We start from the raw sequence: 26,913 nt of genomic DNA on the forward strand, positions 1-26,913 counted from the left end.
GAGGTGATTATATGGATAAAAAAAGAGCGAATTTAGAACAAGCTCTTAATGCTTGTAAAAAAGAAACTACGGGATTACTAAAAGTTTTTCTAGGTTACGCTCCTGGGGTTGGTAAAACTTATACTATGTTAAACGAAGCTAATAGACGTTTTAAACGTGGTGAAGATATAGTTATAGGTTATTTTGAAAGTCATGGTAGGCAAGATACAATAGATCAGTTAAAAGATTTACCTCAAATCCCTTTAAAAGATATACTCTACAATAATATTACGTTAACCGAAATGAACCTTGAAGAAATTCTAAAAAGAAAGCCCAAACTAGTTATTATAGATGAACTTGCACATACTAATGCGCCTGGATCAAAAAATAGAAAGCGATATGAAGATGTATTAGAAATTTTAAATTGTGGTATAAATGTATATACTACTGTAAATCTACAACATTTAGAAAGTTTAAATGATGTTATAAGACAAATAACTGGAGTAAATGTTAATGAAACTGTTCCTGATATTATTTTAGAAGATTCAGAAGTAGTAGTAATTGATATAACTCCTGATTCTCTTAGAAACAGACTTCAAAGAGGTAACATTTATAAAGAACCTTTGATTGAAAGATCGTTAAGTAATTTCTTTAGAAAAGGAAATCTAACGGCACTTCGCGAACTCACCTTAAGACAAACTGCTGATGAGGTTGATGAAGCTTTAGAAGCATATAAAATTAATCATGATATTCATGAAAATTGGTCTACAGTTGAAAGGGTGATGGTTTCAATATCCTCAAGCCATCAATCTCAAAGGTTAATTCGTATGGGTTCTGTACTTTCAAAAAAATACAAGTGTGCTTTTTACGTGGTATATGTAGATTGTACTCATAGATTTTCACCAGCAGATACGCCTAATAAATTAGATACCTTAAATAAAAATATACTTTTAGCCGAAAGCCTTAATGCTACAGTAAAAAAATTGAAAGGTAGATCTGTTTCAAAGGAATTAGTAAAATTCGCTCATGATACTCATATTACAAAACTTATAATTGGCCACTCTAAGCGTACAACCATCCAAAAGTTTTTTAGAGGATCAACTATAAACAAACTACTTAATCACTCCAAAAACATTCAAATAATTGTAGTTCCTTATGAATAGTATTTATTTTATATTTATAAAAAATATTAACTTTTAACTAAAGTGTATTAAGAATTCTTAATACACCATAATCAATAAATAGCAAGTCAGTATGTCATTGTTTTTGCATCTTTGACTTGTTATTTATTTTTATGTCATTAATTTAAATTTATATTTTAAAATTTTTACCTTGCCAAATATCATTATCAGTCATTGCCTTATCTATGGCATTTAAAACTTCCCATTTTTTCAAGCTCCACATAGGGCCTATTAATAATTCTCTTGGGGCATCTCCAGTTAATCTATGAACTACCATTTCTTCGGGTATCATAGCTACACTTTTGCAAATTACATCAATATAGTCTTCTTGGCTTAATAGTTCTAATTCCCCTGATTCATATTGTTTTACCATTCTTGTGCCTTTCATTAAATGAAGTAGGTGAAATTTAATACCTTCTGCCCCACAATGAGCAATATAATCCACAGTTGCTAGCATATCTTCTTTTGTTTCTCCAGGCAAGCCAAATATACTGTGAACAACAACTTCTATATTTCTATCTTTAAGATCTTTAATAGCCTTATCAAAAACCTCTAAATCATATCCCCTATTAAAGTTATTTGCACTTTCATTGCTTATAGTTTGAAGTCCTAGTTCTACTATAAGATAAGTTTCCTTATTTATTTGGTCTAATAATTCTAAAACATCATCCCCTAAGCAATCTGGTCTTGTTCCAATAGATATTCCTATAACCCCTGAGTGGTCTAGAGCTTCATAATATTTTCTTTTTAACTCATCTACAGGTGCATAAGTATTTGTGTAAGCTTGAAAATAAGCTAAGTACTTTCCTGTTTTCCATTTTTTCTCCATCATTTCTTTTCTATCCTGAAATTGGCTTGTTATAGATAAAAATCTATCTCCTGCATAATCTCCAGATCCATTGGAACTACAAAAAGTGCAACCACCCTTGCCAGCTTTTCCATCTCTATTTGGACAATTAAAACCACCATCTAAAGCAATTTTATATACTTTTTCTCCAAACTTATTCCTTAAATAATAATTTAAACTATGGTATCTCTTTCCGTTCCATTCTTTCATTTTTAAATTTCTCCTTTGTATCTTTTATTTATATTAAGTCTCTTATAATCAAAAAAGTACACCTTTATTTTTAGGCGTACTTCTATTTTACTATATTATTAAAATAAATTAAGTTTTTTTTATTTTTTAGTCATTTCTAACTTTTCTAAATCTAACTTATAGGTCCCTAAAAGTTCTTTATTTATATCATCTTTTCCTTCTATTGCTGAAACATTTATATAAATAGCCTTTTTATCCAACCCATCTAAAACCACATTATATTTTTCAGCTGAAAACATTGTATCTATTTTTGTGTTAGCAATTGTTCCATCTTCAGTTTTATATATTTTAATTCTTTTTGCTCCTGATTTTTCTATGTATTCAACTATTAAATCATCTTCTTCTTGTGAAAAAATGAAATTTTGAATCTTTACATCTTTTAATAAATCTACTGGAACCACTTTTTTTACAATAGGTTTATCTAATAGCTCTTGCAACTCTTGACTTGATCCCGCTTCATTTGAACTCTGACCCGCTATGCTACCTTGAACTACTTTACCTTCATCTAAATATCCAATTGCAATAAAAATATTTTCTTTTGAAACTGTAGACATTGCTATTTTTTGCCCTGTATAACTTAATGATATTGTTCCAAATTCATCTAATGGTACTATTTCTTTATATAACATAACTTTATTTTCTCTTGGATAAACATCTTTAGGCATATTATTAAGGCTTACAATTAATTGACTGTCTCCAGCCCCATCTTCTGTTATTCTTAATCCATTATTCTTAACGAAAACCTGCTTCTTATTAACTGCCTTAACCTCAGTTATTTTATAATCATCTTCAAGCTTATCAACTTTAATTGCAAAGCTATCTAAATCACATTTTGGCTGTGTATTTGAACTTCTAAGTACATTAAATACAACATACACAGAGTTAGTAGATTCAATTAAATTGTCTACGTTATATGCAACTATTTTTGAAGTACCTGTGCTTATAACCTTGTTTTCATTTAATAATTCTTTAATACACAGATCATTTGCCTTAGTTAATTCACCTTTACTTATATTTTCTAAGTAACTTTTTGCAATATCCATAGCTGTTGTAGGCTTAAATATATTAACTTCTGGTTTTTTATTATTAATATTTTTGCATCCAGTAAACATTAAAACAGTTAATAATATTAGTAAGATATTTATTAAAAACTTTTTACCTTTCAATTCGTATTCCTCCTACTTTCACAATCTCTATATTCTTATTTTCCCTCTTATTCTTTACCTTATTCAGAATTAAAGAATAAAAAATAGTTATAAGCTATATATTTGTTAATAGAAATGAATTGGAGGCGAAACATTTGAAAAAAGAACTTAATAAAATTTTTCAAGTCGCAGCTGTATTTATCGGTACTATAGTTGGTGCTGGTCTTGCTTCTGGACAAGAAATCACAGAATTTTTTACAGCTTATGGACCCTTAAGCTTTGTGGGAATTCTTATATGCGGAATTTTTTATATCGCTATGGGCACCATAATTTCTAAAATTAGTATCCTATACAAACTGGATTCCTATAGTGACGTTATAAAAGTAATAAGTCCTAATATTTTAGGAAAAATTACCGGAGTAATTACTACCCTATATTTGATTTCTAGTGCATCTATTATTCTTGCGGGTAGTGGAGCACTAATTCATCAATTCTTTGGAATTCCCAAAATAGCTGGTTCTCTAATTATGATATCAATAGCTATTTTCTTTTTACTTAGAGGAACTGAAGGGCTTATTGAAGTTAACTCATTTATAGTTCCTACATTACTTCTTACTATTACAACTATTACTATTCTTTATTTTGTATTTTGCAAAGATATGCTTTCATTAGATTTTATTTCTCAATTTGAACCTAAGAAAAAAGGACTTGGCGTATCTACTATTCTTTATGCTGGGTATAATACACTCTGCTGCCTAGGTGTTCTGGTTCCTATGAGCAACCAAATTAGAAAACCCAAAACTATGTTTTATGGAATAGCTTTAGGCGCAATTGGGCTTGCTTTCCTTAGCTTTATGATTAATCTTATGCTACTAATAAATCAGCCTTATATTTTTAACTACGAAATACCTCTTTTATTTGTAGCTCAAAGATTTGGTCATGTAATACAAGCTCTCTTATTAGTAGTTATTTGGCTAGAAATGTTCTCAACAGAAATATCTGACGTTTACTCAATAAGTAAAACTCTAGAACAAACTTTTAATATTAAATTTAAAAAAGGTATTTTTATAGTTTTAGCTATAGCTCTGCCAGTTTCACAAATAGGTTTTTCCAAACTAATAACTTCCCTTTATCCAATATTTGGACTATTAAGCCTTGTATTTATATGTCAATGTGTATATTTCTATTTTAAACATAGGAAGGATCTTAAGTCTCTTCCAAACTAATAAAAAAATTAGGCATCCTAAAAATAACTAGTTAATATACTAGTGTATTTTTTCAGATGCCTTATTTATGTTCAAATAAATAGCAAGTCACTATGCTAGTGTACTTTGAATCATATCCTTTATATAATTACTTACATAGTTAACCCTTGTCCTATAATTCCTATTTTTTCAAGAGTTTTAATCATAGATTCTATATCTCTATTGAACCCATCAATATCTTTTCCTACTTTTTTAGATGTATTTGCATTTTCTACAGCTATTACCGCTAATGAATCTATACTTCTAAACATTTCTTCAACAGAACTAGCTTCTTTGTTTAATTGATCTATATTACCATTAGTTTCTTCTGCTACTACTTGTATTAAATTATTAGCTTCATAACTAATTTTTCTAACATTCTCTAAGTTATTAGTTTCTTTTTCAAGAACATTATATTGATTTTGTATGTTTATTGCTAAATCATCTATTTCTCTAATAAACATTAATAAATTACCATTTATATCTTTTACTGCTTTTTCAGATTCCTCTGCAAGCTTTTTCACTTCATCTGCAACTATAGAAAATCCTTTTCCTTGGTCTCCAGCTCTTGCAGCTTCAATAGATGCATTTAATGCTAAAAGATTTGTTTGTTTTGCAATTCCTGAAACTAATGACACAATTTGAGTAATATCTTTAACTTTATTTTGCAGGCTTGCACTATTATCTTTAACAATATTAAATTCTCTTAAAGATCCTTTTATATTATTACTTGTTTTATCTACCTTAGTATAACTTTCATTAATTTTTTCGATAGCTATATCAAGCTGACCTTTATTTTTATTCTCTGACTCTATTAAAGCATATAAAGCCATTATATTCTCATTAATTTGGAATATTAGCTTTTCAGTACTTTGATCTTGTTCTATTGCTAATTTTTCTACTTGCGACGAGAATGATCCCACCTCTACAGTAGTAGACTTCATTTCTTTAGTAATGTCATACATAGATTCTATAAACACAACGAGCTCATTTGCTGAAAGTTTTAATTCCTCTGATTCACATCTTATGGCTTCCTTTCTTTCTAATACGCTTAAGTGTATTTCAGATAATACATCATTAGTTAGTATATTATCATTTATATTTTCGTCTTCATTTATATTTATTATTTCCTTCTTTATCTCTTCTAATGGTTTTAATAATCCTTTCACTGTAGCCATAGCTATTAATGTTGCTACTATTGAAATTATACTTCCATTAACAACTCCAGCTAAAGGAATTCCAACTATTAATGAACCTATACAAACCGGTATTGCTGCTTTTATTCCTAAATCTGAAATACCAAATATGGAAAGTATTTTATTAACTCTAAATTTCTTATCTTGTTTTATTGAATTTTCAAATTCAATTTTAACTTTTAAAGTATTATTTTCTCTACTTATTTCTTCCACTTTTATTACTTCATTGAAATGTTTAGCGCTTCCACTTAGTAGCCCTAGAAAGTATTCGAATAATCCTCTTTCTGATACATATGTAAAATATGCTACTTTTTCTGATATTGGCTCTAATACTAACTTAGGTGGTTTGGCACCTCTAATTCTCTTAACTACAATAGCATGTACATCATTTAACGCCTTTAAAAATTTAAATAATGTTACTTTCTTAAAAAATAATGGATAATCCTCATAGAATACTCTCAAATTATTTTCGCCAATAATCCCCCATAACTCTTTTGAACTTTTACCAACAGATTGTGCAACCTTATCTATAAATCCAAATATTTCTTTATCATTTACATCCTCTAGAGGCGTAAATACTCGATTTGACTCCCATCCACTTGATTTCATGCATTTTTCTACAACTTCTTTTCCATATAAACTTCTACAGGTTTTCACCCATGTAGATACTACCGTTCCTTTCATTTATAGTCCTCCTCTTGTGTAATATATTCCATTTAAATATATTTTAGCATATTTACTAATATAATGTTAGTTTTTATAACAAGAGTTAAATTAAATACATAATTTAACTCTTGTTCCTTAATTATTTTAAAATTTAGCTACTAAACTTGTTTTGTTTTAGTATTATTGTCTATATTTAAATCTTGGAATATTATTATCACGAGCATTAACAAATGATTTTGGAGGTATAAATATTTTTTGTTCACCAATAGATGATCTTAATTCTGCTATTCTTGTAACTCCAACATATACATCAGATATTCTATACCAAGTTGCAAAATCTACAATTCCAGTTTTAGGCATATTAAACACTCCTTGGAACACAGTTGTTGCTTCTCGCGTTCTTTGTCCATAAATTCCATCTACTGCCGATTTTGGTATCAATGGATAATTTATTGATATTCTATTCAAATACTCTTGCACCGTCCTAACTTCCAGACCTGTGGATCCTAATGTTAAGCTATATCCAGGGTAAGACTTAGGTGATCCACTAACTTTTGTTGCTGTTACTAATTCAATATCATTACCATAAAAACTAGTTAATATTTCATAAGGTGTTTTTCCTTGATCTCCAAGGTATTTACTTCCCCATTGTGTCATCCACCCCGGACACGAAACATTCTTCCCATCACAATACTGAGTTAAAAGTGGTTGCTTCCTACCAAATCTCTTAATGTATGTTGAGAATATGTCATCAACAACTACATTTATACTGTCAAATATATTTCTTCCATAATCAAATGCATGATCATAAGCTGTCGAATTTGTTATATCAAAATTTTTACCTTTTCCTCTATACCACTCAGTATATATTCTATTTAAAGTAAAGGATATTATTGCATACACATTAGATCTAATAGTGTTATCTGACCAGGTTGCGTATATTTCACATGAAGCAACATTCTTTATATAATCCTTATAAGGAACTGTAAAATTACCTGCGGTTGTATCATTTGGTCCGCCATTGTGAACTATTATATATTCAGGTACTACCGGCTGTGGCAGCACTACTCCGCCTGTTGGCAGGGGCAACGGTTTATCGCTGTTTTCGGGAATTTTTGCTGGAAACTCACCGTTTAATACATTAGATTGGATGTTTATCACATCTGCCCTCGTCATCCTATTTCCACCTTCTGTTAAATTACATGCTTGTAATGCAACCTGCTCTGGAAATACCTGACACCCATTTATCACAAGTGTTTGAAAGCCATCTCTTTCTACCCGTATATTGTGTACACTATACGGTACTTTTCCTACCGGGCTTTGTGAATACTCAATTGGCGGTGTCTCTAATTCAATAGTTTCTGATTCGCCCATTGAATCTGTTGTTAATTGTACCTCGGTAGTAACTCCCTCTGATGTTACAATTATTTTAGTTCCCTCAACAGGTATATAAGTATCACCCTTAAAACACTGGATTCTTAGCCTTCCTTTTTCTGCCATAGATTACTCCTCTTTATTATTACTCCTTATATTAACCATATGATTTTAACTTTAAATTTGTTACGCCTAAATTGGCTTCCTTATAAATAAACTTCCAATATTATACTCATTATAAGTTTTTATAGAGTCTACTATTTTTTCACTCCTTGAATATTTTAACGAATTTATTACCTGTGATACTATTTGAAAAGCGTTATATGCACAAACTTCACCATATCCCCAACTTACATTTGGATATATAACATCTGTTCTATTTCTGTTTGCCCCTCTTACTAAATAAAATTTTAATCTTTCTCCAAAAAGAAATGGATCATTATTTTTAGCAAGCCCCCACTCCATAAGTAATGCTGCTATCCCTACAACATGTGGTGTCGCCATAGATGTTCCTGTTTTTGTATCAAACCCTCTATTTGGTACAACCGATATTATATTTTCTCCTGGCGCAACTAAATCTGGTCTTATTGGACAAAAAACAGTTGGTCTACCACGTCCACTAAAAGGTGATATATTATTATTTATATAATTATAACTTCCTACAGCAATTATATTTCTTACAGTTGCTGGGATTCCTAAAGTATTTGTTACAGTTGGTTGAGAAAATTTTGTTTCTATGTTTAATCCTTCTAATATGGGTAACCACATATCAAACATTCCCCTATAGTTATTATTTGCTCTTATTAAAATTTGCCATTGTCCTGCTGATATATATTGATTATTTGTAATTAATGATAATACTATTTCCCCTACCATATCAAAAGGCTTAGGGCCAGTATTTAGAAGTCTATATCTATCTAGGCCAACACTTCCATTTACATATCCTTCTTTAACTTCAATATAACCGCTCGCAGCTCCTGTAGGATTAATTATTTGTATTGATATATCTTGTAATACATCCTTATATAAATTAATTACTACATTTTTTTCATCACCAGCTATATTTAAAGCTATTCTATTTTCACCTTTAAGCTCTCCTCCAACATGATGTGATGCTGAACCTTCATTTCCAGCTGCTATACATATGGTTATTCTTTCCACTGTAGCAATTGTTGATATATATTGCTCTAATAAACTTGTTCCATTATGTGCTCCATCATTGGTGCTTAGGCTTATATTAACTGCTAAAGGTATTTTTAATTCATTACCTTTATCTACTAAAAATTTTAAACCCCTCATTATACTTGTACTAAGTGCAAAGTCTCCTCTTGTACTTTTCACCATTATTATTGAGCTTTTTGGTGCTACTCCATAATAATTTGGATTTATTTTCCCTCCAGCACAAGCAATCCCAGCTACATGAGTCCCATGTCCTGTTTCATCATATGAAGTAACTATTGAAAATGGATCTGGCGATTTTAACGCTTCATTTATCTTTTCCTTATTATATATATTTCCACCTTCACTTAAATCATAAATATATTCAATTCTTGTAGTTCCATCTTCATTTATAAATGCAGGATGAGTATAATCTATTCCAGAATCTATAAATCCAATTAACGCGCCTTCCCCTTCAATTCCAAAAGTGTCTCTAGCCGGCTGCACACAAGCTGCTCTATTACTTGAACTATCAGTAGTATATAACTGTTTAGCAATCTCTATATATTGAATACTTCTATTTTTAGCTAACTCGCCTAATTTATCAACAGCTATGTTAACTACTGCAAACCCATAGCCTAAATATTCATATGTTCCACCTAAGCTATTCACGAATTGGCCCATTGTAATAGAACTCTCACCAGAAATAATCACAACTTCTATGACTTGATCAGTTTTACCGATAATATTTAATTTACTTAATAACGCCTTAGAAAAAATTTCTGCCGATTGATTATTTTCATTTAATATACTATCGCTACTATTCGTTTCTATAATTGTCACCTCCTGATGTTTTTACTATTACTATATGATACTAACTGCTTATTTGTTTTATATTTTACATAAAAAAAACACCCATTAACTTTTATTGTCACTCTAGGTAACAATAAAAGCCTTTGGGCGTTTTTTAAATTTTTATCTCTATTCTTTCTAGCTTTGCAATTACTTGAATTTCTCTTGCTTCCATAGTTTCAGTATTTAAACTTCCACCATTACTTACAAGTAAAATTTTTGAATTGCCTAAATTTTTTATTTGTCTTATTTTTATTTGGTCTTTATAATCAACTAAAAATATTCCATTATTAGTGACTTCTTTAACTAAATGAGAAAAAACCAAATCACCTTTTAACATTCTAAAACCTGTCATTTCATCATCTTGAACTTCCAAGTAAAAAACTTTATCCAATGGATATCCTTCTACCTTATTAGAATGTATAGGTAATTCTTTAAATCCCTTATCTTTCCTTAAAGTATAATCATATATAGGAACATTTTTTAAAACTGATGCAAAGGCTTCATTCCAAACCTCGTTTGTTTCTATCTTCTTTTTACTATTTGAATTTTTTGTTTCATTAAAAGCTGCTCTTTCTTCAATCACAGCTTCATCTGTAACAACCATACTAATATCATTTAAATCAGTTTTAAGTATTTTAGCTGCTTTATCAATAAATGATTCTAGAGCAACTTTTCTACCTAACTCCACATCATTTATATATTTGTCTGCAACTCCAAGCTTCTTACCTAAAGCCTTTTGTGTCATTCCAATTTTAAGCCTTGCTTCTTTAATTTTTTCCCCAACTCTACTCAATTTAACTTCTTCCCTTCTGCTGGTTTAAAAACCATTCTCTTTCTTCTATTAAATGCTCTACTAAATAACTAAACTTCCAATCAATTGTTGTAGGTGTTACTACAGCTAGCAATCCACCCTTAATTTTTTGCCTTATCACTTTAATATGTGGTTGTAATTCATCATCTGTAAAGTTATTAAATAAAATCGTCTTTTCTTTAATGGGACTTGGATTAAATTTTTTAAATCTTAATCCACCTAGTATATCTTCAATTGTCATCTCAATCATTTCAGAAGAAACTTCAATTACTTTTATATTCCCATTTTTTAAAATATTCAATTCAAATTCCGGAAAATTATAAGCTAATATACACTTATTATTATCAAGCATTTACTTCACTCCCAAATATAACTTATTCAGCGTGAGTTTTTGGTGCACTATATGTGATACCAAAAGTATCTACTGTTACTTTCATAATTTTTTGATCTTCGTATGGTTTATCATTACGATCTGTTTTAGTACTAACTATTTTATCAACAGCCTCTATTCCTTCTATAACTTTACCAAAACCTGCATATTGTGCATCTAGATGTGGAGAATCTGCTACCATTAAGAAAAATTGGCTACCTGCTGAATCTGGCACGTTAGTTCTAGCCATTGATAAGACTCCTTTAGTATGTTTCAAATCATTTTTAAAACCGTTTCTTGAGAACTCCCCTTTAATTCCATATCCAGGTCCACCCATTCCTGTTCCTTCTGGGCATCCACCTTGAATCATAAAGCCTGGAATTACTCTATGAAATATTATTCCGTCATAAAATCCTTTGTTTATTAAATCTATAAAGTTGTTTACTGTATTTGGAGCAACCTCCGGGTATAATTCTGCTTTTATTACCCCTCCATTTTCAAGTTCAAATGTTACTATTGGATTTGTCATAATATAAAATCTCCTTTCATTATAAGCACATTAAAATAACTAATAATATCTTTATTTTAATATGCCTTGCATCTATTAGTTATTATTATCATATTTATTAAGACATACTCAAAAATATACACCTCACATTGACTTTTTATTTTTTTCAAATGCCTTAATAATTTTATATCTAAGGGTAATTATATCGTATAGACTAAAAAAAGCATAGTATTAACTATGCTTTAGAGAGTCAAAAAATAACTAGTCTTTTTTTTCAAGCGCCTTACTGAAATGTTGTTCCCAGTACAACTCTTGAAAAATCTGTATAATTCGATAAATTTTTAACATTAACTTGTTTAAAAATATATTCTCTTCCAAATTTATTAATTAAATCACTTAATAAACAATTTAAGAAAACCGAAGAAATTTTTTCAAAGCCTTCAAAATCAATTGTAACACCTATATTAATGTTAGTTCTTACTATTTCTCTTAATAAAATCGCATCTTCTATGGAAATATTTTCCCCTAAAATATTTCTAACTTTTATATCCATATATACTCCTCCAAACCCTTTTTTTGAATTATCTGAAAATTCTATCTAATATATATTATACTATTTCCTATTTTTTTGTCAATGATTTAACAAAGTTTTCTTTACTTTATTTTTATATTATTAGTAACAAAAAAAGAGATGGATAACCACCTCTTAATACCTAGTTCTATTTAATGTCTATTAATTTTCTACTCAAGTGTATAAACTCTTCCTTTTCACCAGAATTATATATCTCTATCTTCCCACCATTTTCTCTATCTGTTAAAAGATTTTTTTCTAGTAATCTCCTTCTTAATTCCTTTACAGTTCCAAGAGCTCCATCTACTATTTCTACACTGTCTCCCACCACTTTACTTAATGCCCTCTTTATAAAAGGATAATGTGTGCAACCTAAAACTATTACCCCTATTTTTTCTTCATTATATGTATTTATTTTATTAAATAAATATTCTTCTAAATCTTTACCTTCTAATATCCCTCGCTCTATAAATTCTACAAGGCCTTCACAAGGAACAGGAACTATTTTGGCTTTTTCTCTATAAGTCTCCATTAATGCACTAAACTTTTTCTCTCTTAACGTCATAGGCGTAGCCATTATTAGTATACTCCCACACTTATTAAGTTCTACTGCAGGTTTTAACGCAGGCTCTATACCTACTAATGGAAGCATTGGATAAACTACTCTTAACTCAGCAACAGCTGCACTTGTAGCCGTATTGCAAGCTACTGCAATCCCCTTTACCCCCTTGCTAAGTAGAAACTCTACAGCATTAAAGGTTAAATCCCTAACTTCTTTTACAGATTTAACTCCATAAGGTGCATTTTTCGAATCTCCAAAATATATATAATCCTCACTTGGCATTATTTCTATAGCTCTCTTCATAACACTAAGGCCGCCAACTCCCGAATCAAAAAAACCAATAGGCATATTTTTCTTATCCAAACCATATCACTCCATTTTCTTTAATTCTAATATTATTTTATACCTTTATTTAATATAAATCCATATAAATTACTATTGTAGTGATTAAATATACTTTATAAACAACTAAAAAAGCCACTTATAAAAGTATATTCCTAACTCATTTAACAGGTTATTCATTTACTTTTATAGTTATTAATGCTATATTTATCTAAATAATTTTCATAATATTCTAGGAGGTCCTTATGAACAAAGATACTAAACTATTTTATAAACTACTTACATATCTGATTTCACTTTTATGTGCTTTTGATATCTATATATCCTACAAGTTATATACACTGTATAGTGCTATATTTCTGCAAGTAGGAATAGTTATTTTAGTAGCCTTAATTATTATTGCTTTCAAATCTTATTCTAAATTCAAACTATTTTCTGATATGGATTATTTGAAGTCACGTTGGCCTCATACCTATGATAATACTGTTGATTTAAATAAAGTCGATAAACTTTATAAAGAATATGGTCCAGAATTTCTTAAAGAGAAAAACTTTTCAAATATAGATGATCAAACAGCTAGTGATTTAAATATAGATGATATATTTGAATCTATAAATATATGTACATCTAGCCCTGGCGAACAAATGTTATATTATATTCTTAGAACTCCTAAATTAAATAAAGAAGAGTTAATATCCAGAAATAATATATTAGAGTTTTTAAGTAGTAATAACGACATTAGAAGTGAACTTCAGGTTATTATTACTGGAATTGGTAAACAATATAAAGGTGATATATTTAATTTATTTAACACCAAGAAAGTTGTTTCTAAATCTGCTAAATTAACCTTTAACATCTTAGGTTCTATAGGTCTTATATCATTAGTATCTATTGTATTTATAGGTATTAAAGGATTACTCTTTATTCTTCCATTATTTTTAGTGTACCAATTTATACACAATAAGTCCTCAACAGAAATAGAAGATGAAGTTACATCTATTGGCTATTTAGGAACCTTAATATCCTCAGCTAAAAAACTATCCAAAATTAAGTGTGAAGAGTTATCTGATGAATTATCAGAATTAAAAACTTTACTAGAACCTGTTAAAAATATAGATAAAAAAACATTTTTTGTTGCAGATAATGATGCTGCAGATGCTGTATTAGAATATATAAAAATAATATTACTTGCTAAAATCAGATGCTACTATTCACTTGTTGACACTATTAAAGATAATCGTGAAGCTTTAATAAAAATCTATTCATTAGTAGGTAAAATTGATGCTTATATATCTATAGCTTCTTATAGAGAACGTCTTGATGATTATACTTATCCAAATTTTATTGATAGAGATAAATATCTAAAACTTAATGATGCTCTTCATCCATTAATATTGGATGGTGTTCCAAATAGTATTGAACTTAATAAACGAGGTATTGTTTTAACAGGTTCTAATATGTCTGGTAAATCTACCTTTATGAGAACTATCGGTACGAATATATTACTATCTCAAACTATATATACATCACTTTGCAGTGAATATACAGGCTCATTCTTTAGAATATTATCTTCCTTAAGTATTGCAGATGATGTTACTCAAGGTAAAAGTTATTATCTTGGAGAATGTAATTCCTTACTTAGAATATTAAATTCCATTGAGGAAGAAATACCTTCATTTTGTATTATTGATGAAATATTCAAAGGAACTAATCCACTTGAGAGAATTGCTTCATCTAAAGAAATTCTTAGATATATAATGGATAGAAATGCTTTAGCAATAGTTGCTACCCACGATTTAGAACTTGCAGAAACCTGCAATAATAATTATTTATGTTATTATTTCTGTGAAGATGTAGACAAAACTCAAGGCTTAACTTTTGACTTTAAGCTTAAAGAAGGTATTTGTCATTCTGGTAATGCTTTAAAGTTATTAGATTTTCTGGGATATCCTAAAGAGATAATTGATAATGCCCTAAACAGCATTCATATAGGAAATAAATAACGGCTTCCTTAAATCATGATTCCTTCTTTATTATTAATAATTTGGGATAAAGTAGTTGACATGATATACTGTATATAATAAAATTTCCTTAGAATTAAAATTCACGAACAATTTTTGATTTTATTTTTTTATTGTTCGATAATTATAGAAAGGATGTGACTAATTTCTTGCAATTTACATTGTAAGAAAGTAATTTATGAGTAAATTAATTTATACAATTCCAAGTTCTAATCATAATGAAAAAGCTTTAATTGAGATTTTTACTAATCATTCCGAAATAAAATTTGTTTCTTTTGTAGGCATTGACTTGTCTGGAAATGATACTGATGAAAAAATACCTGTGAAAGTATTTTTAGATGATATCCAGTCATTCCTTCATGGTGTTGCAATTCAAACGGATGGTTCTTCAGTTGTATTACCAGGGATAGCAACATTAAATGATGCTAAGGTAGATATGATTACAGATCTTAATTGTAATTGGTTTGTAGATTATAACTATGATCACATAGATCCTTTAACACAAAATCCAGTTGGTACTTTAAGAATACCATCTTTCTTACTTCATAATAACAAACCAGTATGTTCTAGAAATATTTTAACTGCCTCAATCGATACTTTTAAAACTAACCTTTTAAAAGTATTTAAAAACAAACCAGAAACTCTAAAATCTTTCGGAATAACTTTTGATGAAATTGATCAAATAGTTATAACATCTGCATCAGAGCTTGAATTTTGGGTTAAAACTCCAAATAATATAGCTTCAATTGAGGAGTTATCAACTTCAGAAGTTTTACATGAGCATTATTGGACAAAAACTAAAGGTTCTGTTAGAACTGCTTTAGAAGAAAGTTTATTATTAATGGATGCTTATGGATTTGAACCGGAAATGGGACATAAAGAAGTTGGTGGAGTTAAAGCTAAATTAGATACTAGTGGTCAATTTGATCATGTAATGGAACAACTTGAAATAGATTGGAAATATTCTGATGCTATTCAAGCTGCTGATAATGAACTCTTTATTAAAAATCTTGTTCAAGAAACTTTCAGAAGAAATGGACTAGATGTAACATTTATGGCTAAACCTATCGATTGCGTTGCAGGATCTGGTATGCATATACATTTAGGTGTTAGCTTAAAACTTACTAACGGAAAAAGAATCAACTTATTCCAAGCTACAAAGGATGACTTCTTAAGTTGTATTGGTTATGGTGCAATTATGGGTATGCTTAAAAATTACGAAGTTATGAATCCTTTTATTTCTTCAACTAATAATGCCCTTAAAAGGCTAAAACCTGGATTTGAAGCACCTATTTGTGTAGTTACTTCTCTTGGCTTAAGTCCTGATAACCCATCAAGAAATAGAACTGTATTAATAGGTCTTATACGTGATTTACAAAATCCATTAGCTACTAGATTTGAGCTTAGATCACCTAACCCTCATACAAATATCTACTTAGCTATTGCAGTTTCTTACATGTCTATGTTAGATGGAATACTTTATGCATTAGAAAATAACAAAACTGAGGAACAACTTCTAGCAGAATTATCAAAAAAATCTGGTGAAAGTGCTGATTATTTAGAAAAAACTAGAGCTTATAGAACCGAAGAAGATGTTTTTGAATTTTTCTCTGATGATGAAAGAAATAAGTATTTCGGAAAAGCACCGTCAACTGTTTATGAAAATTTAGTTCAACTAGATAAATATCCAAAAAAACTTAATGTTTTGAAAAGAAATAATGTATTTAATGATGTTCTTATTAATAGCTTTAAATTAGCTGTGATTCAAAGATGGACTACTGAAATTTCAAGTAGAGTAATTTCTAATTACATGCATGAAATAAGAACGTTTAAAATTTTACACGGCCCTACAGCCCTTGATTTAGATGTTTCAACATGGATGAAAATTAATGATTTAAGACATTATATAATGAAGGATACTTATGCTACTAATAGTTTATTCACTAGAGTTCGAGAATCCTTAGTTAAAGAGGATTATTCTGATGCATCAAGATTATGTCTTGAACTTGATGATAAAATGAGTAAACTTAGAAGATTATATTCTGATTATAAAAGAAATTTAATAGATATTTATTAATAAGTTTTTAACATTCCTTAAGGATAAATTAGATTAATTTCTAATTTATCCTTAATTTTTTATTCCTATATATTTTTTCACCTATTATTTTATTATCTTGACCTTTATATGATTTTTTTTCTGAAAACCTATCATTGTTTATCAATTTCTCAGCTTCTTTTACACTATTTGCCTTAAATACAAATGTCCATCCATCCTTATTATAATTACCTGCACACATCATATATTTATTTACTTCATTGCAACCCAAATCTCTATCTATTATTAAGCTCTTAAATTCTCCTATAGTTTTATAATTTAACTTTACAAAAATATCATTGTTAACTCTCATTTTTACCCCTCCAAAACTAGTGCGAACAAATGTTCTAATTCATATTTTATATATTATCCAAACATTTGTTCTATGTCAATAGATTATTTTTTATTTTTTTGTATTATATAAAAGGATTTTGTCTAATTTTATAGAATTTTACACTATAAGACTATTATTCCACTTACGAAAGGATGAGTAAATTTTGAAAAAAAAGCTAAGAACAAGTAAGAAGTTTAACATTGAAAATGGACTTATAATAATTTTAATATCTTCATTAGTAGTTGTTTTTTCACTAGAAATAGTTCAAACAAAAGCTCAAGCTAAAAACATTACTAATTTAATTACAGAAACTGATAAGAAAGATAAGGATGAAGATAATACGGATAAAGATAAAGATAAGGATAAAGATAAGGATAATAAATCTACGCCTATAACTACAGTAGATACTGAAGTTATAGAAAAACCTATTACTAATGATGTTCCTGTAAAACCGGAAAACCCAGGAGTTAATAATGTTCCTTCACAACAAAATTTATATCCAGAAGATGATTCATCTACTAACTGGAAGCCATCCAAGCCAGTTCCAACTCCGGAAGCAACTCCAGCTCCGACTCCGGAACCAGCTCCTCAACCAATGCCAACGCCTCAACCGGTGCCAACTCCGCAACCAACTCCGGAACCAACTCCAGTTCCGGTTCCAGTTCCAGAGCCAGTACCAACGCCTCAACCAGTTCCAACTCCAGAGCCGGCGCCAACACCTCAACCAACTCCAACGCCACAAGCTACACCGGCTCCGTAACCTATGCATATTTTATAACAAATATACTCCCTCTAGGAGATTTATCAATAACCTTTTTACTGATAAATCTTCTAACATAAAAAAATCAGCTGCACACAAATTAGTGTGCAGCTGATTTATTTTAGTCATTTTCAAAAATATCTTATTATTGTGTTATATCAAATATTTCTAAATCTTTCTTTTCTACTTGTTCAGTTTTAACATCTGCAACAGCTTTTAGTGTATCTAATGATGTTATTACACATATGTTTCTTTCTACAGCTGCTCTTCTTATTAAGAATCCATCTCTCTTAGAGTCATTTCCTTTAGTAGGTGTGTTTATTACTAAATCAACGCCTTTACTTTTAACTACATCTAAGATATTTGGTTTTTCTTCATTTAATTTCCTTACTTCTTCTGTTTCTATTCCAGCATCTCTTAAAAGCTTAGCTGTTCCTGATGTGGCAATAAATTTATATCCAACTTCTGATAATGCTTTTGCTATTGGTAAAAAGGCTTCCTTATCATGCTTATTAACTGTTGCTAGTATTTTACCCTTATCAGTTCCTGGATACATGCTAGCGCCTACAAAGCCTTTATAAAGTGCTTCGTTAAGAGTTCTACCTATTCCTAAAACTTCTCCTGTCGATCTCATTTCTGGTCCTAATGATATTTCAACATTCGGAAGTTTTTGAGTTGAGAATACAGGCACTTTAACTGATATTAATTTTGGTTCTTTGTAAACATCTACTCCATAACCTAAATCTTTAAGCTTATGTCCTAGCATACATTTTGTAGCTAAATCAACTATTGGAACTTTACTTACTTTGCTTATATATGGAACTGTTCTTGATGCTCTTGGGTTAACTTCTATTACATAAAGCGCTCCTTCAAACTCAATAAACTGAATGTTTATCATTCCTTTTATTCCTATAGCTAATGCTAATTTTTTAGTATAATCTAACACCCTAGCTTTCATGTCATCACTTACATTTTGACTTGGATACATTGTTACTGAATCTCCTGAGTGAACTCCAGCTCTTTCTAAATGTTCCATTATTCCTGGTATTAAAATATTTTCTCCATCCGATATTGCATCTACTTCTATTTCTCTACCCATTAAATACTTATCTATAAGTATTGGATTTTTCTTATCTTTTACAAATGCATTTTTTAGGTAGTATGTTAACTCCTCTTCATCATAAGTTATTTCCATGCCTTGACCACCAAGTACATATGAAGGTCTAACTAATACTGGGAATGTTAACTTTCTTGCTTCTTCTAACCCTTGCTCTAATGTCCAAACACCCTTGCCTTTAGGTCTATCTATTCCAAGTTCTTCTAATAGAGCATCAAATTTTTCTCTATTTTCAGCCAAATCTATTTGATCCGCTGTTGTTCCTAGAGTTTTTATTCCTTTCTCTTTTAAGAAGTTAGCAAGTTTTATAGCTGTTTGACCACCAAACTGAAGTATTACACCATCTGGTTTTTCCTTTTCTATAATATTAAATACATCTTCTTCTGTTAATGGTTCAAAGTATAACTTATCTGATATATTAAAATCTGTACTTACTGTTTCTGGATTATTATTTATTATAATTGTTTCAATTCCCATACCCTTTAAAGATCTAACACAATGAACTGAAGCATAATCAAATTCAATCCCTTGGCCTATTCTTATAGGACCTGATCCTATAACTATAACCTTTTTCTTATCAGATACCTCTACTTCATCATATTGTTCGTAAGTTGAGTAGTAATATGGTGATAACGCTTCAAACTCTCCCCCACAAGTATCAACCATTTTGTATGAAGGTTTAATGTTCCAAATGTTTCTTAACCTATATACATCATCTGGTGTAACCTTTAGCATATCCGCTATTGCCTTATCAGAGAAGCCTTTTTTCTTTAATGCATGTAGCCATTCTTTATCTAAATCCTCTATTTTACTTAATTTTAATCTAGTTTCTTCATTCACTATCCATTTAAACTTTTCTAAGAAGAATATATCTATTCCCGTTATTTTAGCTATGCTCTCTATTCTGTAATCTCTTCTTATCATTTCACAAAGAGCAAATATTCTTTCATCATCTGGTTTCATAACTGCAGTTTTAAGTTCATTAATACTTAATTCCTTAAACTTTGGATGGTCTAATGAATATTTATTAATTTCTAAACTTCTAATACCTTTTAATAAGGCTGCTTCTAAGTTTGAACCTATAGCCATTATTTCACCAGTTGCCATCATTTTTGTTCCAAGTGCTCTATCTGCACTGAAGAATTTATCAAATGGCCATTTTGGTATTTTAACTACTACATAATCTAATGTTGGCTCAAAACAAGCATATGTTTTTTGAGTTACAGCATTTTTTATTTCATCTAATCCATATCCTAAAGATATTTTAGCTCCAACTTTAGCTATGGGATATCCTGTAGCTTTTGATGCAAGCGCTGATGATCTTGAAACTCTTGGGTTAATTTCTATTACTGCATATTCAAATGATGTTGGGTGAAGCGCGAATTGAACGTTACATCCACCTTCTATTCCTACTGCATTTATTATGTTTATTGATGCAGTTCTAAGCATTTGATATTCTTTATCTGATAAAGTTTGTGATGGAGCAACAACTATACTATCTCCTGTATGTATTCCAACTGGATCTATATTTTCCATGTTGCATACAGTTATACAGTTCCCAAATGAATCTCTCATTACTTCGTATTCTACTTCTTTCCATCCTTTAACTGATTTTTCTAAAAGAATTTGCCCAATTGTACTAAGTTGTAATCCTGATTCAAGTGTTTCCCTTAGCTCCTCTTCATTATCAGCAATTCCGCCACCAGTTCCACCTAATGTATAAGCAGGTCTTACTATAACTGGGTAACCTATCTTGCTTGCATAATTCATACCAGCTTCAATCTCAGTTATGATTTCACTTTGAATAACCGGTTCTTGTATTTCATTCATCATATCTCTAAATAGTTCTCTATCTTCCCCCTGTTTTATAGATTGGATAGATGTCCCTATTACTTTTACATTGTACTTTTCAAGTATTCCCGCATCATGTAATTCCACTGAAAGGTTAAGTCCTGTTTGACCACCCATTCCTGCAATTAAACTATCTGGTCTTTCTTTTGCAATAACTTTTTCTAAAAACTCTATTGTTAATGGTTCTATATAAACCTTATCTGCTGTTTCTGCATCTGTCATTATAGTCGCTGGGTTTGAGTTTACAAGTATAACCTCAACACCTTCTTCTTTTAACGCCTGACATGCTTGTGTTCCTGAATAATCAAACTCTGCTGCTTGACCTATAACAATTGGACCTGACCCTATAACTAAAACTTTTTTTATATCTTTATTTAATGGCATTTGTAAAACCCTCCTATAATGCGTATTTCATAAATTTATCAAATATATATTCACTATCTCTTGGACCCGCTGCAGCCTCTGGATGAAATTGAACTGAGAATATTGGTAATTTGCTATGCTTCATACCTTCTATTGTTCCATCATTTATGTTTAAGTGTGTTGCTACAACATCTTGTGGCAGTGTTTCTACTACATATCCATGATTTTGTGATGTAATGTGAACCTTATTTTCTTCTAAATCTTTAACTGGGTGATTGCATCCTCTATGTCCAAACTTTAATTTAGCAGTTTTTCCACCTAGAGTTAATGCTAATAATTGGTGACCTAAACATATTCCTACTATAGGCTTTACTCCAACTATTTTTTTAATATTTTCTATTACCTCAGTTAAATCTTCTGGATCCCCAGGTCCATTTGATAAAAACACTAAATCTGGGTTAACCTCTAAAATTTCTTTTGCTGTCGCAGTCATTGGGAACACTGTTAATTTACAATCTCTCTTTTTGAAGTTTCTTATTATATTTTCTTTTATTCCAAAGTCCATTATTGCAACATGCTTTCCAGAACCTTCTATTGTATAAGCTTTCTTTGTTGATACTATGCTTACTGCTTCTTTATTTGAAAAGGCCTTTACTCTATCCTGCACCTCTTCTAAAGAATGTGCTTCTAAAGTTATTATTCCTTTCATTGTTCCATGATTTCTTAAAACCTTTGTTAATGCTCTAGTATCTATTCCTTCTAATCCAATTATCTTATTTTGTTTCAGAAAATCTTCTAGATCCATTTCACATCTAAAGTTATTTGGAAAATTACATTTTTCTCTTACTATAAATCCTCTAACCTTTGGTGAATCTGATTCCATATCCTCTAAGTTTATTCCGTAGTTTCCAATTAGAGGATAAGTCATAGTTACTATCTGTCCATAATATGATGGGTCTGTTAAAACCTCTTGATAACCTGTCATTCCTGTTGTAAATACAACCTCTCCAACACTATCTTTTAAGTGTCCAAAGGCTGTGCCTTCAAATATCATTCCATTTTCTAATATAAGCTTTGCTTTCATAATTAGCCCTCCCTTTAATATATATACAATTACTAAAAATACACTGGTTCAAAAGCCTTACTGATTTTTTTGTAAAAGAAAAGGATACTAAGGAGATTACTATTTTAGTATTCTCCTTACTATCCTTATATATTTATCAGTGTTAGAAAACGCCTTTAATGACGTAGCTATGCAGTTATTATTTAAATTTAGGTATAACATAATTACATACTCCTTTCTGGTCTCACAGAACCAATTTAAAGTGTACTTTTTTTTATTTTTATTAATTTTATTTATCTTTTATAACATTCTATATTTTTTATTAAATTCTGTCAACAAAATTTATTAATTCTTATTGTTTCAATTTGTATATATATACAAATCTATATTATAGAGTTTTTTTAAATAATATAATTGGTTTATATATCCTATAGTATTAGTAACTACTGCACACTGATCATATTCAGAATAGTTTTTTTTGTATACTGTATATTATAATACATTTATGCAATATTTGAAAGCTTTATTGCATAAATATACAAACTTTATTCTATTCCATGTATATTAATAGATTTTGTTCATTTTCCGATATAACAAAAACAGAGAGTTGATAAATATCAACTCTCTGTTTTATTTGTTATGCCTCTTTTAATAAATCATCAAAAAGCCTTACGCTTTCCCAATCATAATAATTTATATTTTCCTTTGTATGGTTATGTAAAAAATCTTCTATTTCTATTATATGTCTCTCATCAAATTCTATTTGCATTTCTAATTTATTATCTTCAGTTATCTCTAGGCTTGTAACTTCACCTAAATACATATCATTATCACTATAATAAAATCTAACTCCATTGTCTATTAAAGTAGTATATACATCTAAAAATTTATTATTATTATTATTTATCATCCTATTCTCCCGAATTCACTAGTTTATATTTTTAATTTTAGTTTTTTACTTCTATTAAAATTTATCCTTTGTTCTAAATCTATCCATTGTTAATTTTAAAAATTATTTTTCTTGATATTACTCTTGGCAAAAATTTATTTACAATTACTAATATCTTGTTCTTAAATCCTGGAATTATTATTGTTTTTCCTTTTTCTAAATCTCTATATGCTATTTGTGCAACTTTTTTAGCTGACATAATATTTTTCTTTGCATTTTCATTCTTTTTTATTCCAGCTTTATTTTGAAATCCAGTGTTCACAGCTCCTGGACAAAGACAACTTACTTTAACCCCTTTATTTTTAACTTCTTCATTTAATGCTTCAGTCAAATTTAAAACATAAGCTTTTGATGCATAATATGTTGCCATTCTTGGACCTGCGCAAAATGCTGCTGTACTTGCTACATTCATTATAGTACCATTTTCATTTTCAACCATTTTATATAAAAAATGTTTTGTTAATTCAGTTAATGCTCTTATATTAATATCTATTAACGCTAACTCTTTTTTCATAGGAATACTAGAAAAATCACCAAAAGAACCTACCCCTGCATTATTTATTAAAATATCCACAGTTAGATTTTTTTTATCCACAAAAGCAAAGACTTGTTCACAAGAACTATCCACAGATAAATCTACAGATAATATATCCACATTTATATTATATATTTCAAGATGCTTCTTTACTTCTTTTAATTTTTCTTTATCCCTTGCAATAAGTATTAGATTATGACCATCCATTGCAAACAATTTTGCTAATTCATATCCAATACCAGCAGTAGCCCCTGTTATTAAAACATGGCTTCTACTTTCAGATTTGCTCATATCTTGCCCCCCAAAATAACTATTAACCTATGATAAGTTTAACATATCTCTTAAAGTTGAACAATTCCAACCCTTTGTTTATTTTTTCAAAACCCTAAATGTTTTAGTTTTTAGAGATGTCTAAACTCATTTTCACATGAGGAATTCCCGCTTCATCATAAACATCAGAAATAACTTCAAATCCTACTGCTTCATATAGTCTCTTTGCATAAAGCTGAGAAGAAAGTATTATTTCATTTTCCATCCAATGTTCTCTTACAAAATCAGTACTTTTTTTCATCATTTCTTGTGCTATGTAATTTTTTCTAAACTCTTTTAAAACAAGTACTCTTCCTATTGATGGCTTTTCATAGGCTAATCCTGCTGGTAGAATTCTACAATACCCCACTAATTTATCTTCATAATATACAAGAGTATGCTTGCATATCTTATCTTTATCATCAAAATCATTTTCACATGTTATTTCTTGTTCACAAGCAAAAACCTCATATCTTACTTTTGCCATTTCATAAATATCATCATGAGTTAACTCATAGAAACCGTCTGTTTTAAATCTTAATTTACTTGTATCAATATTCATTTTATCCCTCCCTAGGTTACCTATAATCTTTCTTTTATTATATATTGTAAAGAAATATATAACTATACTTATTTATATATTCACAGAAATAAATACTCTTTCAAAAAATAACTAGCTAAATTCTAGTCTATTTTCTTTCATAGTCCTAAATTTTGTCTTTATTTTGTAATTTTCTTTCAAAAAAGTATTTTGCATCCTTTGCATTAAGCTCAATAGCTTTAATTTTAGGTGGACTATTATTAATATTACTAAATTTTATTGTATAATTTGCTATATAACCTTTATCATGTAACTGAGGATAACCATATACAGTTCCTACATCTTCAGTCCTTTTAAATAATATACCTTTAAAATATTTTAAGTACCCATTATTATTTATTATATAATAATGGGTACTTTAATGTAACTATTAAATATTATTTTATTGTAACTATTTTTTCACCAAATATTATTCTATTGCGGTATCAATATATATCGTAAAATGAATAATGCCGCTAATATATACATAAGTGGATGAATTTCTTTTCTCTTTCCTACAACTAATTTCATAATAGGATATGTTATTATCCCACAAGCAATACCGTTAGCTATTGAATAACTAAATGGCATTATTACTATTGTTAAAAATGCTGGTATAGCTTCATCAAATGTTGAAAAATCAACATTTTTTATAGTTTGAAGCATCAACACTCCAATTATAATAAGCGCTGGAGCCGTTGCTTGAGATGGAATTATACCTATAATGCCTGAGAAGAAAAGAGTAAGTGCTGTAAAGCAACTAATAACTACCGCGGTTAATCCAGTCCTTCCTCCAGCAGCTATGCCTGATGCTGACTCTATATAAACTGATACTGTTGGCAATCCGAAAAATGAACTTATGGTAGTTGCTATAGAGTCAACTATCAAGGCTTTATTCATATTTTTAGGGTTTCCATCTTCTCCTATTAAATTAGCTTTTTGAGCTGTACCTACTAAGGTTCCTATAGTGTCAAACATATCAACTAAAGAGAATGTTAATATAACCATAATAATTGCTGTTATAGCACCTATTATCCCTGTTCCATTATGAGTTAATAAGCCTAAAAAATCCATTTTAAAAAATGTAGGAGCTAAAGATGGTGGTAGTGAAAATATTTTAATATTACTTACATTAGTTATTCCCATAGGGATTCCTATTATAGTTGTAGCTACAATCCCTATTAACATTGCACCTTTTACTTTTCTAGCCATTAATATAGCCATTATTAAAACACCTATTATGGTTAATAAAGTTCCCATATCAGTGAAATTACCAAACTGTACTAACGTTGCTGGATTTGAAATAACTATTCCCCCATTTTTAAAACCTATTAAGGCTATAAATAGTCCTATACCCGAGGTCATAGCTATTTTTATATTTTTGGGAAGTGCATTAACTATTAATTGTCTCAGTGATGTTACTGTACATATAATAAATACAATACCCGAAATAAATACTGCTGCAGATGCTTCCTGCCATGTAAATCCCATAGTTAAGCATACTCCATATGTGAAAAATGCAACTAATCCCATACCTGGTCCTAATGCATAAGGTAAATTAGCATACATACCCATAAATAATGTTGATATTGCAAATACAACACAAGTTGCTGTAAATATAGACCCAACCACAGGATCATTTAATATACCTAGATTGTTTGCTGCATCACCAAACACTCCTTGAGAATTAATACCTGCGCCCTTTAGAATGTTGGGAATTACTAGAAGAGCATAGGCTATTGTAATAAAAGTAGTCAGACCTGCAAGCATTTCAGTTTTAACACTGGTACCGTTTTCTTTTAGCTTAAATAATCTTTCCAATAAGCCTTTTTTCCCCTTCGAATTAACATTAACATTTTTACTCATATCTTACCTCCT

General features: G+C 29.6%; 22 protein-coding genes. 5 read left to right on the forward strand and 17 right to left on the reverse strand.

Features of this window, described 5'->3' with window-relative positions; all coding sequences use genetic code 11:
* Positions 1-11: 11 nt before the first annotated feature.
* Positions 12-1,142 (forward strand): universal stress protein, encoded by a 1,131-nt coding sequence (locus tag J1C67_RS05650; RefSeq protein WP_167867014.1) that lies wholly within the window; start codon positions 12-14, stop codon positions 1,140-1,142.
* Positions 1,143-1,290: 148 nt separating this feature from the next.
* Here the strand turns inward: J1C67_RS05650 and mnmL are convergent, their stop codons facing one another.
* Positions 1,291-2,217, reverse strand: a complete 927-nt coding sequence (mnmL, locus tag J1C67_RS05655; RefSeq protein ID WP_167867013.1) for a tRNA modification radical SAM protein MnmL/YtqA — start codon at positions 2,215-2,217, stop codon at positions 1,291-1,293.
* Positions 2,218-2,336: 119 nt separating this feature from the next.
* Complete coding sequence (locus J1C67_RS05660; protein WP_167867012.1) at positions 2,337-3,422, reverse strand: hypothetical protein; 1,086 nt, start codon at positions 3,420-3,422, stop codon at positions 2,337-2,339.
* A gap of 134 nt (positions 3,423-3,556) precedes the next feature.
* Here J1C67_RS05660 and J1C67_RS05665 point away from each other — a divergent pair, with 134 nt between their 5' ends.
* On the forward strand, positions 3,557-4,627 hold the full coding sequence (locus J1C67_RS05665; RefSeq protein ID WP_089969774.1) for a YkvI family membrane protein: 1,071 nt from the start codon (positions 3,557-3,559) through the stop codon (positions 4,625-4,627).
* A gap of 131 nt (positions 4,628-4,758) precedes the next feature.
* Here the strand turns inward: J1C67_RS05665 and J1C67_RS05670 are convergent, their stop codons facing one another.
* The 8 genes from J1C67_RS05670 to murI form a co-directional block, all read right to left on the reverse strand.
* Positions 4,759-6,525: a heme NO-binding domain-containing protein gene (locus tag J1C67_RS05670; RefSeq protein WP_167867011.1), complete on the reverse strand. Its 1,767-nt coding sequence runs from the start codon at positions 6,523-6,525 to the stop codon at positions 4,759-4,761.
* 162 nt (positions 6,526-6,687) lie between these two features.
* Positions 6,688-8,007 (reverse strand): peptidoglycan-binding domain-containing protein, encoded by a 1,320-nt coding sequence (locus J1C67_RS05675; protein WP_167867010.1) that lies wholly within the window; start codon positions 8,005-8,007, stop codon positions 6,688-6,690.
* Between the two features lie 66 nt (positions 8,008-8,073).
* A complete protein-coding gene (locus J1C67_RS05680; protein ID WP_244980266.1) occupies positions 8,074-9,882 on the reverse strand; it encodes a S8 family serine peptidase in 1,809 nt (602 codons plus the stop codon).
* A gap of 124 nt (positions 9,883-10,006) precedes the next feature.
* Positions 10,007-10,687, reverse strand: coding sequence for a S24 family peptidase (locus J1C67_RS05685; protein WP_167867009.1), 681 nt, complete (start codon positions 10,685-10,687; stop codon positions 10,007-10,009).
* Position 10,688: 1 nt separating this feature from the next.
* Complete coding sequence (locus J1C67_RS05690; RefSeq protein ID WP_089969758.1) at positions 10,689-11,057, reverse strand: DUF3783 domain-containing protein; 369 nt, start codon at positions 11,055-11,057, stop codon at positions 10,689-10,691.
* 22 nt (positions 11,058-11,079) lie between these two features.
* Complete coding sequence (locus J1C67_RS05695; RefSeq protein WP_167867008.1) at positions 11,080-11,604, reverse strand: peptidylprolyl isomerase; 525 nt, start codon at positions 11,602-11,604, stop codon at positions 11,080-11,082.
* A gap of 262 nt (positions 11,605-11,866) precedes the next feature.
* The gene (locus J1C67_RS05700; protein WP_167867007.1) at positions 11,867-12,136 is read right to left on the reverse strand and encodes an STAS-like domain-containing protein; all 270 of its coding nucleotides are present in this window, start codon (positions 12,134-12,136) and stop codon (positions 11,867-11,869) included.
* A gap of 166 nt (positions 12,137-12,302) precedes the next feature.
* Positions 12,303-13,079: a glutamate racemase gene (gene murI, locus J1C67_RS05705; protein ID WP_089969747.1), complete on the reverse strand. Its 777-nt coding sequence runs from the start codon at positions 13,077-13,079 to the stop codon at positions 12,303-12,305.
* Between the two features lie 224 nt (positions 13,080-13,303).
* Here murI and J1C67_RS05710 point away from each other — a divergent pair, with 224 nt between their 5' ends.
* A complete protein-coding gene (locus J1C67_RS05710) occupies positions 13,304-15,061 on the forward strand; it encodes a MutS-related protein (protein ID WP_167867006.1) in 1,758 nt (585 codons plus the stop codon).
* A 196-nt stretch (positions 15,062-15,257) separates the two neighbouring features.
* Positions 15,258-17,156, forward strand: a complete 1,899-nt coding sequence (locus tag J1C67_RS05715; protein WP_167867005.1) for a glutamine synthetase — start codon at positions 15,258-15,260, stop codon at positions 17,154-17,156.
* Positions 17,157-17,196: 40 nt separating this feature from the next.
* Here the strand turns inward: J1C67_RS05715 and J1C67_RS05720 are convergent, their stop codons facing one another.
* Entirely contained in the window at positions 17,197-17,487 is a 291-nt protein-coding gene (locus tag J1C67_RS05720) for a hypothetical protein (protein WP_167867004.1), read from the reverse strand.
* A gap of 184 nt (positions 17,488-17,671) precedes the next feature.
* Here J1C67_RS05720 and J1C67_RS05725 point away from each other — a divergent pair, with 184 nt between their 5' ends.
* Entirely contained in the window at positions 17,672-18,268 is a 597-nt protein-coding gene (locus J1C67_RS05725) for a hypothetical protein (RefSeq protein WP_207253562.1), read from the forward strand.
* A 145-nt stretch (positions 18,269-18,413) separates the two neighbouring features.
* Here J1C67_RS05725 and carB read toward each other — a convergent pair whose 3' ends face one another.
* The 6 genes from carB to J1C67_RS05755 all read right to left on the reverse strand — a co-directional run bounded on the left by carB (position 18,414) and on the right by J1C67_RS05755 (position 26,901).
* Positions 18,414-21,620 (reverse strand): carbamoyl-phosphate synthase large subunit, encoded by a 3,207-nt coding sequence (gene carB / locus J1C67_RS05730; protein WP_167867003.1) that lies wholly within the window; start codon positions 21,618-21,620, stop codon positions 18,414-18,416.
* 13 nt (positions 21,621-21,633) lie between these two features.
* Entirely contained in the window at positions 21,634-22,683 is a 1,050-nt protein-coding gene (locus tag J1C67_RS05735; RefSeq protein WP_167867002.1) for a carbamoyl phosphate synthase small subunit, read from the reverse strand.
* 616 nt (positions 22,684-23,299) lie between these two features.
* Positions 23,300-23,572, reverse strand: coding sequence for a hypothetical protein (locus J1C67_RS05740; protein WP_089969731.1), 273 nt, complete (start codon positions 23,570-23,572; stop codon positions 23,300-23,302).
* Between the two features lie 79 nt (positions 23,573-23,651).
* A complete protein-coding gene (locus tag J1C67_RS05745; RefSeq protein ID WP_089969728.1) occupies positions 23,652-24,437 on the reverse strand; it encodes an SDR family NAD(P)-dependent oxidoreductase in 786 nt (261 codons plus the stop codon).
* A 103-nt stretch (positions 24,438-24,540) separates the two neighbouring features.
* On the reverse strand, positions 24,541-25,017 hold the full coding sequence (locus J1C67_RS05750; RefSeq protein WP_167867001.1) for a GNAT family N-acetyltransferase: 477 nt from the start codon (positions 25,015-25,017) through the stop codon (positions 24,541-24,543).
* 453 nt (positions 25,018-25,470) lie between these two features.
* Positions 25,471-26,901 carry an NCS2 family permease gene (locus J1C67_RS05755; RefSeq protein WP_167867000.1) on the reverse strand — a complete coding sequence of 477 codons (1,431 nt, stop codon included), beginning with the start codon at positions 26,899-26,901 and terminating at the stop codon, positions 25,471-25,473.
* Positions 26,902-26,913: the final 12 nt, after the last annotated feature.

Source organism: Clostridium gasigenes (assembly GCF_017348895.1).
GTDB classification, from domain to species: Bacteria; Bacillota; Clostridia; order Clostridiales; family Clostridiaceae; genus Clostridium; species Clostridium gasigenes.